We start from the raw sequence: 13,828 nt of genomic DNA on the forward strand, positions 1-13,828 counted from the left end.
GCGCAAGGGGCTTCCTCGGGCCACCCTTTTCGACAGGACCGAAGAGAAATCCAGGTGGTTAGGCTCAAGGCGTTCCTTCGAGAATCCCCTGGACATGGTGGGCAATCATCAGGTCTTCATCGGTGGGAATGACATAGGCGGGAATTTTTGACCGTGCCGTGGTGATGCGCAGGGCATGACGTTCGTTTTCCATGGCATCGCGTTCAAATCCGAGCCATTCCAGACCATCAAGAATTCTGCCGCGCACCAGACTTGAATGTTCCCCAATGCCTGCCGTGAACACCGCGCCATCGATCCCCCCCATGGATGCGGCAAGGGCCCCGAACTGCTGTTGAATCCGATAGACGAAAAGATCGATCGCATCGCAAGCCCGCGGATCATCCGACTGTTCGAGAACCCGCATGTCATGGGTTTGTCCGGAAACGCCCAGCAGTCCGGATTGTCGGTAAAGAAGATCCTCGATTTTTTCCAGAGGCAGACCAAGTTCACGAGCCATGAAGAACAGAACACCCGGATCCAGCGCCCCCGACCGGGTTCCCATCGGCAGTCCGTCCGCCGCCGTCAGTCCCATGGTGGAATCGATGCCCCGTCCCTGGTGAATGGCACACATGCTGGCCCCGTTTCCCAGGTGTGCCACCACCACCCGCCCGCGGGCAACGACCGGATCGACCTCCCGCAGTTTCAAGGCAATGTATTCATACGAAAGACCGTGAAAACCATAGCGACGGATTCCAGCATCGGTCAAAAACCGGGGCAGGGGAAACATGCGCGCCTCTTTTCTTTTCCCGGCGTGAAAGGCGGTATCGAAACAGGCCACCTGCAACAGGCCGGGATACAACCGGGAAAGGGCGCGAATGGGCTCAAGATTGTGCGGCTGATGGAGTGGCGCCAACGGAATCAATTGTTCCAGGGAATGGATGACGTGTGCGTCCACGACGATCGGACGGCAAAAATCAACCCCGCCATGGACCACCCGGTGCCCGGCGGCGTGGACATCGGCGTGCTGGCCAAGCCATTCCAGCAAAAATTTCAGACAGCCATGATGCCCGGCGTGGGATTTTTCCAGGGTCTGGTCATGCTGCCGGTCGCCGACCCGGGCGGAAAAAACAGGGACCGTCATGATTTCGGAAATCTGGCCGCGGATGCGCCGCACGGGCCCATTGGCCGTTGCCGCGAAAAGGGAAAACTTGAGACTGGAGGAACCGGCATTGAGGACGGCGATATTCCGTGGAACCATGGCGTGTTGTTCTCCCTCCACTGACAATGCGATCACCCTTTTTTGAGAAGGCCCCTTTTTCGAGCCTCCACCACCCGGGTTGCCACGGCAACCGATGCCAATCGGGTACGGGTATTGTCGGAACGGCTGGTCAGGATGATGGGAACCCGCGCCCCCAGAACGATCCCTGCCCCATCCGCATGAGCCTGCCAGGTCAATTGTTTGGCCAACATGTTTCCCGATTCCAGATCGGGGGCGACAAGGATGTCGGCCTGTCCCGCGACCGGACTGCGGATGCCCTTGGTCCGCGCCGCTTCAAGGCTTACGGCATTGTCATAGGCCAGGGGTCCATCGATGATCCCCCCGACGATTTGACCCCGTTCGGCCATTTTGGACAGGGCTGCCGCATCGAGGGTCGATGGCATGTCGGGATTGACCGTTTCCACGGCGGAAAGGATCGCCACCTTGGGGTTGGGAATGCCCATGGCCCGAGCCAGATCGATGGCGTTTTGACAAATATCGACCTTGACCGCCAGGGTCGGGTTGATGTTGATGGCGGCATCGGTGATCAGCAAGGGACGGGGAAAATCGGGAATATCCATCAAATACACATGGCTGATACGGCGTTCGGTACGCAACCCTCCATTCTTCTTGACGACCTCGCCCATGATTTCATCGGTGTGAAGGCTGCCTTTCATCAGGGCTTCCGCCTCGCCCTCATGCGCCAGGGCAACGCCGATCTCGGCGGCGTGATGGCTGTGATCGGCGGCAATGATGCGATAGGAGGCGATATCGAACCGGGCTTCGCTGGCGACCTGCCGAATCCGGGCGGGTGGGCCGATGAGAACAGGTTCGATCAACCGCGCCTCGGCGGCGTGTATGGCCCCTGAAAGTGAATCGAAGTCGCACGGATGGATCACCGCTGTTTTCAAGGGTGCGACCGGGGCACAGGAATCGATCAGGCTGTCATAACGCCAATACTCCTCCAGATCCGGTCCGGGACATGGTTTATGTTGGTTCATGAGCCACTCCTTGATAAGGTTGTCGCATTGAGGCCGCATGATGGACCTTGAATCCATCGTCCCACTTTCCATGTGCGCCGCGCCATTTTCAAGGGTTATTCGTAATCGATGGCGCAACACTTGCTTTCCTGCTTAACGATTGGCAACAAGGATCTGTCCCTTTGATGGATCGTGTCGGCATCACGGTACACAATTCGGGAGGAACTCATGGAATCGACGGTATCAAGGCAGGAAACAACCGAACCAGACACCGAAGGGATGGTTTCATCCGACATCATCCCCAAACCCATCAGCGCCAACGCAAGAAGGGACCGATGGTTGAAGCGGTCGTCCCTGGGCAGAAACCTGATGTTGGCCTTTTCGTTTCTTGTTGTCGCCCGGGCCGGTTCGGCCCTTGACGGAAACCTGTTTCTGTTTTCCCAGGAAGAGGAGATGTCGTCCGAACTCGCGACATCGCCAATCTTTTTCCGCCACGCCCTTTCCTGGTTGCCACAATCCTCCAGCGGACTGAAATTTTCAATGCCCCCTCATGGAATGCACGACGCGCCTCTGGCGGCGCATTCGGAAACCGAAGCCGTGGTCCGGGAATTGATGGCCTTCACCATCGGCGCATCGCCACGGGATGCCGCACGTCCTTCCCGACCGGAAACGTCCACGCCGCATCGATCCCCTGGGTTCCATGCCGTTGCCAACCTTGGCGACATCGACCCGGAAATCCTCAAATCGGCCATCGAAATACCCGATCCGGCACACTTCGGTCAAAAGAGTGAAGAAAAATCGGTTGCGGATTTGAAAAGCAATCCCTTTTCCCAGGAAGAACTGGTAGAGTTGGCCATGATGCGTTAAGCCAACTGTCGTTCGATTGTGGAGACGGAAGAGACATGGAGAACGAGGATCACCATCTTATTCTGGTTGTGGATGATGATTGCGTAATCTTGCAACTGCTCGAAGCCTTCCTCAAGGAAAACGACTTTTCCGTCCTCTTGGCCGACAATGGGTTCGAAGGGCTCAAGATTTTCGAACAGCATCACCCCGATCTGGTCCTTCTTGATGCGCAGATGCCTCTGATCGATGGGTTTGACACCTGCCAGAAGATCAAGTCGCTCCCCGGTGGCGACGATGTACCCGTCGTCATGGTCACCTCGCTTTCCAGCAGCGATGCGATCAACCGGGTTTTTCAGGCCGGAGCCGAGGACTATGTTTCCAAACCGATCAACTGGGACCTTCTCAGGCAACGCATTCGGCGCATTCTGAAACACAAGGCCTCCTTTTTTGCCCTCCGGGAAAAAGAAGAACAGATTCGCCTGGCAACCGATTCCCAAAACGATGCCATCATCACCGCCAACGCTCAGGGCAATATCGTTTTCTGGAATCGAGGGGCCGAACTGACCTTCGGATATTCCAAGGAAGAGGTCCTGGATCGCCCCCTGACCATGCTGATGCCCTATCGGTTTGCCAGCCAGCATATCGAAGCGGTCAACCGTGTCCGGGAAACGGGCAAAATCAAGCTGGCCGGACGTTTATTGGAATTGATGGGACAACGGAAAAATCGCGAGGAATTTCCTCTGGAAATTTCCATCACCCACTGGTACGCGGGGAAAAAAATGTTTTTCTCCGCAGTGATCCGCGATATTACGGAACGAAAAAAAGCCCTCGGCGGTCAGGAAGGGCTGGCCCTGTTCGATTTTCATATCATCGACCAGATTCTGGCATTGGCCAACCGCGTCCATCCCCAGGGGGCGGGGCTTCGGGGGTTTCACCATGTCAAATCGATCATGGAGAATGTTTTTCTCGCGGGACTGCGCCGCGAGGAGGACCTTCCGGTCAAGGTCAGCGTCGCTCTCGGTGACGAAACGCTCCTGACCAGCACCCCTGGATTTGACGCTCCGTTCATCCGTTTCGACACCCCGGTCCCCTTTACCGTCGATTCGCTTGTCAAACTTGGACCGGGATTCGATCCGACGACGACCTCTCTTTTCGTTCGTGCCCGAAAGAACGATTCGAAAAACCTGGAAATCTGGGGGGCCGTGTTTTCCAGTACCCGGGGCATGGGCATGCTCGATCCGTTCCCCTTTCAGCAGCGCCCCTTGAACGTTTTGACGATCTTCACCCGCAAAACAGGCTCCCTTGTCATCCGCTGGGGTGACAAAATGCTGGCACATTTTCAATCGGGACACTTTTCCGAACCCGTCGTCGATCCCTTCGAAAACTGCATCATCGCCTCGACCCTCCTGGATGTCGTGACCACCCATTCCGAATACGCACGTTCCGGTGACTTTTATTGGGAGATTTACCGTTCGGTTCTTTTATTTCTCTTGAGAACATCTTCGGATAACAACACCGGAGGTACCGTCATCTGGCTTCCGGAGAGCCATACCATCAAGATCCAGGAGTCCCTCATCGATCGTTATCCGCTCCAGGAAAGCCTGGAAGGGGTGGACATCATCGATGAATATTGCCAACTGGAAATCAAACGACGCAACCTTGGCGGAGCACCCGGATCCATCTCCGATCCGGAAGGGCTCAAGGCCATCGGCCAGGCGATGCTCGATGTCAAACGGCGCATGATCGAACACACCGAGTTTCTGTCCCACCTGACCCGGATCGATGGCGCGGTCCTGATGTCACACCGACTCAAACCAATCGCCTTCGGCGCCATTCTGGCGGCCAATACCTGGTATGGCAAAGTTCTTTATGACAACCGGGACGGTATCCGTTCGGGTCGCGAGGTCGATCGTTCCAAGTATGGAACACGGCACGGATCGGCGGTCGATTTCGTTGCCCGTTATCCGGGAGCCATCGCCTTCGTCCTTTCCCACGACGGTCCCGTCTCTGCCATGACCTTCAACGACGGCGCCGTTTTCTGGGTCCCGGACTACATCAGCACCTATTGAGTCTCATGAAATGAGATTCTACCTAAGGAGTCGGCACGCCAGACTACTTGAGCATATCTCCAAAGGAGTCTGCCTGCGCGACAGCTTTTCCGATGGTTGGATTTCGTAAACGACGTGAAAATGGTAAACCATCATGAAAATATGGTATTTTCAATCCATTCCGATCTTCCTGCTTTTGTTTGTTCCCGGGTTCATTTCAATTAAGGTCTACGATTTGTTGATTCCTGGAGAAGCAAGAGATTTTATGAAAGCAATACCAGAAGCCGTAAGTTATTCAGCACTTAATTTTGCATTTCTCTATCCGATTTCGCTTTTTCTTCCTTCCGGTATTCAGGAATTGCAACCTAGACTTTTCGCATTATTCATCTATTTTGCTCTGATCGTTTTTCCGGTGGTTTGGCCATTGTTGTTGGTTTGGATTTCGAAAAAAGAATTTTTTCTTAAGCGGATGCCTAGTCTGGTTCCAACGCCATGGGACTACATTTTTGGACAGAAAGAATCATTTTGGGTTATTGTTCATCTTACAGATGGAAGAATGATCGGTGGACGATTTGATAAATTCTCAAGTGCCAGTGCTTTTCCAAAAGAAAATCAGATATACATCCAAGAAGTATGGAAACTAGATGACGGCGTTTTCAGGGAAAAAATAGACAGTACGCGAGGTATTTTGATTCATGGGAAAGATATTTCTTTGATAGAATTCTTTGACAATAGCGAGGTGCAAGATGAGCAACAATAAACGATCTGAAGGTCCTGTCATCACAGTAAGAGGATCTTATCAGCCAACGAAAAGCACTCTGAACCCGGCAACTCCTCCTAAAGGATCTGGCGTTCCTCCCAAGGGTTCGGGATCTGGCGTTTCTCCCAAGGGTTCGGGATCTGGCTCTTCAGATGGTGGGCAAGGGAAAAGTTGATTTATTGACCTGCCAGCGCCAAAGAGTGATCAAACTCATATTCACGCCGCGACATTATTTCCACGAAAAATTGTCTTTGCAAAGGGGTCCACATCAATGTGAGTCTATTGCCGCAACAAGGCACGGATCCGCTCGGAAACCGTCGCGAAGGGTTCGACCCGTTCCCGGACCATCTCCGGCCAGGACTCGATCCTGGGACGCCATAGCGTGCCATCGGGACGACCGCGCCACCGGGCATGCAGCCAGTTGTATTGTTCGGCATAATCGTGAATCCATGGAGCAAAAATCCGATTGAGTCGATCGGTCGCCCGTGCCACCGCATCTTTCCCGCCCCTGAGATCATCGAGCGCGACCGGAGGCAAATACTGAATACGATTGCGCCCCGGAGCCTCGCGGAAGACCAGGACTGGAATCAAAGGCAGGTCCATTTGCAGTGCCAAACGCCCCGCCCCCGGTGGACAGAGGGCGGGCAGTCCCAAGAAAGGGGCTTCCACGCCCCCGTTCCGAAAATTGATGTCGGTCATCACCACCAGGATTTTTCCCTGTTTCAATGCCCGGATTGTCGTCCGGACATCATCGCGGGGAATCCATTCGACCGGATAGATCGACCGGCGTTTCTGAAAAAATTGTTCGCTCAACGGATTGTTTGCCGGTCGATAGAGGCAGGCCATCGGCAGGTTCAGAAGGCCCGCCCCATGGAACAGGCCCGATTCCCACCCGCCCAGATGAATGCTGGCAAGGATTATCCCGCTCCCTCCACGAAATGCCTCCAACAGATGATGACTGCCATCGACACCACTCCATTGGATCCCCTCGGGTTGCAATCCTTCGACATAACTCATGAAAATATTGCGAAAAGCCAGGATACCCAGATGCCGTCGTTCCTTTGGGGAAAGACCTGGGCCATAGGTCAACCACAGGTTGGTCTGACACCAGGCCCATTCACGGCGCAAGGCGAATCGTCCCAGGTTCGCAAGCCTCATGGCGCGGCGACAGGATTCACCCGTCTCCGGACGGTCGAGCCACAAGGCCAAGGCACGCAGCAACCACCATTCAAGACGATGAGAAAACCGCTCAGCCACGGACAAGGATCTCCACGGTGTGTACACACTCCTCGATGATCGAGAGGACCCCGAATGGATCAACGGGCGAACGGCAAACCGGCAACCCGCATTCATTCGGCCAACAGCCAGGAAAGACATACGGCAAAACGAGAAAAAAAACCACAACGACGTGTACCATGACCACCGCGCCAAGCCCCCCCGGCGATGAAATCGGTAAAACTCTTCACGATCCCAAGCCGAAGACAATGGAAACCTCCACGCCAGGATGCTATGCTTGCGTCCCGTCAGGATGAGGCAAGGAGATTCCGAACTTGGCCAACACACGGTTTCCAAGGACCATCTCATGACCCGACCCAACGCACAAAGAGGAAAATCATGGCGGACGTTCAGGCACGCATCAAATTGATCGAAGGAATCCAACTTCTCGGGGAGTCCGGTTCAGGCCATACGGTCGTCATGGATGCCCATCCGGACCTGGGTGGCCGGGACATGGGCATTCGCCCGATGGAACTGCTGCTCCTGGGGTTGGGCGGCTGCGCCAGTATCGATGTCATCGCCATTCTCAGGAAGGGCCGGCATGAGGTTCGGGACTGCGTGGCTACCCTTGAAGCCACCCGGGCCCCGACCGATCCCAAGGTATTCACCGCCATCACGATCCACTTTGTCGTCACCGGTCGATCGATTCCTGAAAAAGCGGTCGCCCGCGCCATTCAATTGTCCGAGGAGACGTACTGTTCCGCCTCTGCCATGCTGGGCAAGACCGCGACCATCCACACCACCTTTGAAATCCGGGAGTCATGATCATGGTCCAGTGGTATCGGTCCATTCTTTTTTTCTTTTGTTCCCTGTTTCTGTTCCTGGCCCCCCTTCACGCCGAGACCATGACTCTGAAGGCGGGCGTTGATTACACCGCCATCGTCCCCCCCGTCCCGGTCCCGACGGGAAAGCCTGAAATCGTGGAGGTTTTCAACTTTAAATGCCCTCATTGCTACGATCTTCACCCGCATCTCGAAGCCTGGTTGAAAAACAACGGTGATCGCTATCAGTACCGTTCTCTTCCCGTCTATTGGGGACGCCAGACCGATCTTCCCCTGCGTTCCTTTTTTGCCGCCGAATTTCTCGGTCGTGGGCCACAAATGAAAACAGCAATCTTCAAAGCCCATTTCGACAATAATCTTAATATCGAAAACATCAACGAACTGGGTTTCATCGCCGAGGAGGCGGGTCTGGATCCGGAAAAGTTTAAAAGTCAGCTTCAGTCATTCGGTGTCTCCACCCGGGTGTCCCAGGCCTTGAGCCTGCAGAAAGCCTATGGCGTGACTGGAACTCCCGCTCTGGTGGTCAATGGAAAATATCAGGTCTCGTTTGGCCAGCACGCCAAGGGTGACCCGAAGCGTCTGATCGCCATCGTCGAAGCCCTGGCGGCCCGGTGAACCGGCGTGCGGATCCTGGTTGCCATCCGCGAGGTACCCGATCCCGCCTTCCCGGTGCAGGTATTGGAGGAACGACAATCATCAAACCTTGAGGATGTCCCCAGGGTCATCAATCCGTTCGATGAGATTGCCCTGGAAGAAGCGATCAAATTCAAGGAGCAGGGGCTGGCGACGGACGTTTTTGCAGTCACCGTCGGTCCCAGGGCCTGGGAAGGTTCGTTGCGCACCGCCCTGGCGATGGGAGCGGATCGGGGCATTCTGATCGAGGCCGAACCTCACGGCGAGCCTCTGCTCGTCGCCCAGGCCATCGCCCGACAGGCACGAACGGAGGCCATCGATCTGATCCTCATGGGACGTCAGGGGATTGATTGCGACCATGGGGTGACTGCCGCCATGACTGCCGGAATCCTCGATTGGCCCCAGGCGACCTTTGTCAGCCGAATCGACCTTTCGGAAAACACCGCCACCGTCGAACGCGAGGTGGATGGTGGCAGGCAACGGCTGCAACTGACCCTGCCCGCGGTCATCAGCGTCGATCTGGGATTGAACACCCCACGATATGCCAGCCTTCCCAACATCATGAAGGCCCGGGCCAAACCCATCGCCATCCATTCCCTCCCGCAAATGCCCACACCTTCCTGGGACATCATGGCCCATATTCCGCCACCCGGTCGTCCCAAGGGTCGTCGCGTCACATCGGTTGCCGAACTGATCGCGCAGCTGGAGCGGTTGGGAGTTCTTCCTTGAGCGTCCTTGTCGTGGCCGGAGATCGACTTGGCGGTCCATCGCCAGCCACCTCCCGCGCCGTTACCGCGGGACGGCAACTGGGGCGGGTCGATCTGCTGGTGGCAGGAGCGGACAGCGACGAAAAATGCCGTCTGGGACGACGCATCGAAGGGGTGGAAAAGGTTTTTCACGTTGTCCATTCCGCCGACTTTCCTCCAGCCACCGAAAACCTGGCGCGGGTCATTGCCCATGTTTCTTCCCGTTACCGTTGGATCGTGGCGGCCCATGACAGCTTCGGGGCCGATCTGATTCCCCGGGTCGGAGGAATGCTTGCGACCTCACCCGTCACCCAGGTGACGGCCATCGCCCCACCCGATACCTTGATCCGTCCCATACACGCCGGACAGGCGCTGGCGCGACTCCTGGTGAAAAGATTTCCCGCCCTGCTGACAATTCGTCCCATTGCCTTTCCGCCCGCCAGCGATGCCGTGGCTTGCGCTCCGGTCGAAACACTTGCCCCGCCACCCGGTGGTCCATCAAGCCGCCACGAGGCGTTCATGACCACGACCGGCACCCGACCCGACCTGTCCCAGGCGGCCATCGTGGTGGCGGGAGGACAGGGGTTGGCCGCTTCCGGAAGTTTTGCCACGGTGACGGCATTGGCCGACCGGTTGGGTGGCGCGGTCGGGGCCACCCGGGGAGCCGTTGATGCCGGACTTGCCTCCAGCGAGCTGCAAATCGGCCAGACCGGGCGGATCATCGCCCCGGAACTCTACATTGGTCTCGGTGTCTCGGGAGCGATCCAACACCTGGCCGGCATCAAGGATGCCAAGGTCATCGTCGCCATCAATCACGATCCCGACGCCCCCCTGCATGCCATCGCCGACCTGTCCCTGGTCGCGGACCTGCATCGTGCCGCCGGGGAGCTGGACGAAATTCTCCACACCGTTCAAAGCTGTTTGCCGGATTTGCGCTGAACCAGCACAGTCCCGATCCTTGCGCTTCCTTGCTATTTTGCGTGTGTCGGACAGGAAAAAAGGGTATTTTCAGTGGTGGCGTGTACTGACTCGGCCACCCAATCCGCAAGCATGTCATGGAATCCGGTATGACCCTTACGAACCAGGAAGTCTTGGAACCCTTGCTTGTTGTTGAGGATTCCCGGAGCTTTGCATCGTTGCTTCTGGGAACCATCCGCCAACAACTGGGACATCCGGTAGTGCTGGCGAAAAGTTTCGATGAGGCGGTCAAGGCGGTTCAATCGGCCAGGGACCCTTTTCTGCTTGCCATCCTCGATCTTTATATTCCCGGCGCACCCAATGGTGAAATCGTCGATCTGATCCTGAAATCGGGGATCCCGGCGGTCGTTTTGACGGGCATGTACAAGAAGGATTTGCAGGACAGGATCCTTGCCAAGGGGATTCTGGATTATTTTGTCAAGGACAACATTGGCGTCATCGATTCGGTCATCCATTTTATTCGCCGTTTTCACAAAAACAAACGGATCCGTGTCCTGGCCGTGGACGATTCGCGCTCCGTCCGCGTCATGTTGGCAAACTTTCTCAAACGCTACGGGTTTGTCGTCCTTCAGGCGGAGGATGGGCAAAAGGCCCTGGAAATTCTTGAAAAGGAACAGGTCCAACTCGTCATCACCGACTATCAGATGCCGCGACTGGATGGCATCCAGCTGCTCAAGAAGGTCCGGGCGTTTCATAGCCGTGATGAACTTGCGGTCATCGGCCTGTCCTCGATTTCGGATGGCGATCTGTCGGTCCAATTCATCAAGGCGGGGGCCAACGATTTCCTGGTGAAACCGTTCGAGAATGAAGAATTGTTGTGCCGTGTCACCCAGAACATTGAAATCATCGAACGACACAACGAACTGGAGCGCATGGTCAAAAGACATCAGTCGCTGTTGGAAAATGCACTGGATGCCATCATTACCACGGATGCCAAGGGGATGGTCCTTGATTTCAACCCCGCCGCGGAGAAACTTTTTGGATATACCAAAAAGGAGATCCTCGGTGGTCAGTTGACCGAATTCATTGTCCCGGTGGCATTGCAGCAACAACATCGTCAGGGGATGGTCCATTACGTTCAAAGCGTCGTCAATGGGGATAACACCGTTTTGAGGAAACGTTTCGAAATCCCCGGAAAACGGTCCAACGGAGAAATTGTCGATCTTCAGGTGGCTCTGACCTCGGTGCAACAAAAGGACGATCTTTCATTCACCGCGTTTCTCCAGGACATTACCGATCGCAAACAGTTGTTGCGTTCCCTTGAGGAGACGCTGAGGGCGGCGGAATCGGCCAACAGGGCCAAAAGCGAATTCATCGCCAACATGAGCCACGAAATCAGAACCCCCATGAATGCCGTCATGGGGTTCACCGATCTGGCTCTGAAAAACGAACTCAGTCCCAAGATTCGGGATTATCTTGAGAAAGTGGAGGTCGCCTCTCATTCCTTGATGGGAATCATCAATGACATCCTTGATTTTTCCAAGATTGAGGCGGGACAGATGGATCTGGATCCCGTTCGCTTCGATATTTCCGATCTGTTCGACCGTCTGGCCGATCTGTTCAGCAAACAGGTGGCGGATCGCGGATTGGAACTGATTCTGCTTCCGCCACTGGAATATGATTCGGTGTTGTTTGGCGATGTATTGCGTATCGAGCAGGTATTGATCAATCTGATTCGCAACGCGATCAAATTTACCCATGAGGGATCGATTGTTGTGCAATCCCTGGTGGAGGAGTTGGAGGACAAGAAAGTCCAGGTCAGTTTCATGATTCGCGATACCGGTATCGGCATCGATCCCGACCGGTTGTCTAAATTGTTCAATCCTTTTGTTCAGGGGGACGGATCGACCACGCGCAAATATGGTGGAACCGGTCTGGGATTGACCATCTGCAAACGCCTGGTGGAGCGGATGGACGGTCGCATCTGGGTGACCAGCACTCCGGGGCAGGGGAGCATTTTTTCCTTTACCGTCATGGTGACCTTCGCCGCGAAAAACCGCCGCAAGAAAATGACGATTCCGGGTGATCTTTTCGGCAAACGGGTCCTGGTACTGGATGACAATGATCTGATTCTTGAACTCATGCCCTCCATGCTCGAACGGCTTTCCCTCAGGCCACAAACTGCCCGAACCGCCGACGAGGTGGAACTTTTGTTGCTTGAGCACAATTTTGGCAGGGACCCGATCGAATTGTTGTTGATCGACTGGAGTCTGAACGGTCAGGATGGCATTGGCGTCAGCCAACGGATTCTCAAACGATTGCGAGAAACGACACCACCTGCAAGGGCGCCGAAAATCATTCTCACGACCTCCTTTGGCGAGGACAAATTTAAACAATTGAGCCAGGAATCGGGAATCGATATTTTTCTCGACAAGCCCATCACCAAAAACCGTCTGATCCAGGCTGTTTCGGCGGCATTTGGCAAGGAGCAGCCGAAAAACGAACGGCGGGTAACGAAGATTCTTGCCCAGGATTATGAAACCGCCGATGTCATCGGAGGGGCACGTATTTTGCTCGTCGATGACAACGTCATCAATCAACAGGTGGCGCGCGAACTTCTGGAACGGGTTGGATTGATGGTCGAAATTGCCAACAATGGCCGCGAGGCGCTCGACCGGATCGAAAAATATTCCTATGATGCCGTCTTGATGGATCTGCAAATGCCCGACATGGATGGTTTCGAAGCAACGACGATCCTGCGCAACGATGACCGCTTCAAGAATTTGCCGATCATCGCCATGACGGCGCACGCGCTGGAGAGCGAACGGAAGAAATGTATTGAAATCGGCATGAATGGCCACATTGCCAAACCCATTCGTCCCGAACGGATGTATGGCGTATTGACCAAGGTCATCGGTCCGCTTACGGTGCTGCCGGCGGCGGAGCATTTTAAACGCGATCAGCTGGAGTTGCCTGAAATTACAGGAATCGACATCAAGGACGGTCTCGAACGGGTGGGTGGCAACGCCAAACTCTACTATCGAATCCTGCTTCGTTTTCGCAAGGATCAGCAACATCTTGCCGAGGAAATGCGCAATACCATCCAGAGTGGCAATCGTCTCGAAGCGGCACGACTGGCCCATGCCACCATCGGCGTTGCAGGCAATATCGGAGCCGGTCAACTCTGCCAGGTGGCCCAGGAATTGGAATCGGTTTTGGGCGATCAGACGGTTGTCGATTGGCATCCCATGGTGGAACGGTTTGTCGGTACCCTCGAACCGATTCTCGAATCCATGAAAGCGCTCGACGACTTGGTCTTGGAACCGACTGTATCGGAGCCGGAAAGGGGGGAAGATTGCACTCTTCCCATCGATGGCGAGGCGGCCAAGGTTGCCTTGCTTGAAATGGCGGAACTTCTGGATGACAACAGCATCGAAGTTTCCGATTGTTTTTCACGGCTCAATAATCTTCTGCCGGGTGCCGCATGCAAAAAATCATTGCGGGCGATCGAGGGGGAAGTCGAGGACTATAATTTTGGTAAAGCTATGGAAATATTGAAAGATTTGGCTGACCGAATGAACATCCCCCTCATGCGGACCTGAT

Annotated in this window: 11 protein-coding genes; 8 read left to right on the plus strand and 3 right to left on the minus strand. The window is 55.2% G+C overall.

Features of this window, described 5'->3' with window-relative positions; genetic code table 11:
• Positions 1-64: 64 nt before the first annotated feature.
• Together HQL76_06645 and HQL76_06650 are read right to left on the minus strand one after the other, a co-directional pair.
• Entirely contained in the window at positions 65-1,237 is a 1,173-nt protein-coding gene (locus HQL76_06645; protein ID MBF0108833.1) for an acetate/propionate family kinase, read from the minus strand.
• A gap of 32 nt (positions 1,238-1,269) precedes the next feature.
• Entirely contained in the window at positions 1,270-2,310 is a 1,041-nt protein-coding gene (locus HQL76_06650) for a bifunctional enoyl-CoA hydratase/phosphate acetyltransferase (GenBank protein ID MBF0108834.1), read from the minus strand.
• A 135-nt stretch (positions 2,311-2,445) separates the two neighbouring features.
• On the opposite strand from HQL76_06650, the gene HQL76_06655 reads away from it, so the two are divergent.
• The 3 genes from HQL76_06655 (at position 2,446) to HQL76_06665 (ending at position 5,871) form a co-directional block, all read left to right on the plus strand.
• On the plus strand, positions 2,446-3,084 hold the full coding sequence (locus HQL76_06655; protein ID MBF0108835.1) for a hypothetical protein: 639 nt from the start codon (positions 2,446-2,448) through the stop codon (positions 3,082-3,084).
• 35 nt (positions 3,085-3,119) lie between these two features.
• The gene (locus tag HQL76_06660; GenBank protein ID MBF0108836.1) at positions 3,120-5,132 is read left to right on the plus strand and encodes a response regulator; all 2,013 of its coding nucleotides are present in this window, start codon (positions 3,120-3,122) and stop codon (positions 5,130-5,132) included.
• 133 nt (positions 5,133-5,265) lie between these two features.
• Entirely contained in the window at positions 5,266-5,871 is a 606-nt protein-coding gene (locus tag HQL76_06665; protein ID MBF0108837.1) for a hypothetical protein, read from the plus strand.
• 279 nt (positions 5,872-6,150) lie between these two features.
• Here HQL76_06665 and HQL76_06670 read toward each other — a convergent pair whose 3' ends face one another.
• Positions 6,151-7,128, minus strand: a complete 978-nt coding sequence (locus tag HQL76_06670) for a lysophospholipid acyltransferase family protein (protein ID MBF0108838.1) — start codon at positions 7,126-7,128, stop codon at positions 6,151-6,153.
• A 357-nt stretch (positions 7,129-7,485) separates the two neighbouring features.
• Here HQL76_06670 and HQL76_06675 point away from each other — a divergent pair, with 357 nt between their 5' ends.
• The 5 genes from HQL76_06675 (at position 7,486) to HQL76_06695 (ending at position 13,827) form a co-directional block, all read left to right on the plus strand.
• Entirely contained in the window at positions 7,486-7,911 is a 426-nt protein-coding gene (locus tag HQL76_06675; GenBank protein ID MBF0108839.1) for an OsmC family protein, read from the plus strand.
• Positions 7,912-7,913: 2 nt separating this feature from the next.
• Entirely contained in the window at positions 7,914-8,543 is a 630-nt protein-coding gene (locus HQL76_06680) for a thiol:disulfide interchange protein DsbA/DsbL (GenBank protein MBF0108840.1), read from the plus strand.
• A 6-nt stretch (positions 8,544-8,549) separates the two neighbouring features.
• Positions 8,550-9,290 (plus strand): electron transfer flavoprotein subunit beta/FixA family protein, encoded by a 741-nt coding sequence (locus HQL76_06685; protein ID MBF0108841.1) that lies wholly within the window; start codon positions 8,550-8,552, stop codon positions 9,288-9,290.
• Positions 9,287-10,246 carry an electron transfer flavoprotein subunit alpha/FixB family protein gene (locus tag HQL76_06690; protein ID MBF0108842.1) on the plus strand — a complete coding sequence of 320 codons (960 nt, stop codon included), beginning with the start codon at positions 9,287-9,289 and terminating at the stop codon, positions 10,244-10,246. The genes HQL76_06685 and HQL76_06690 overlap by 4 nt, the downstream gene beginning before the upstream one ends.
• 128 nt (positions 10,247-10,374) lie before the next feature.
• Positions 10,375-13,827, plus strand: a complete 3,453-nt coding sequence (locus tag HQL76_06695; GenBank protein ID MBF0108843.1) for a response regulator — start codon at positions 10,375-10,377, stop codon at positions 13,825-13,827.
• Position 13,828 lies beyond the last annotated feature (1 nt).

It is taken from the genome of Magnetococcales bacterium (genome assembly GCA_015228815.1).
In the GTDB taxonomy this organism is placed as follows: domain Bacteria; phylum Pseudomonadota; class Magnetococcia; order Magnetococcales; family UBA8363; genus UBA8363.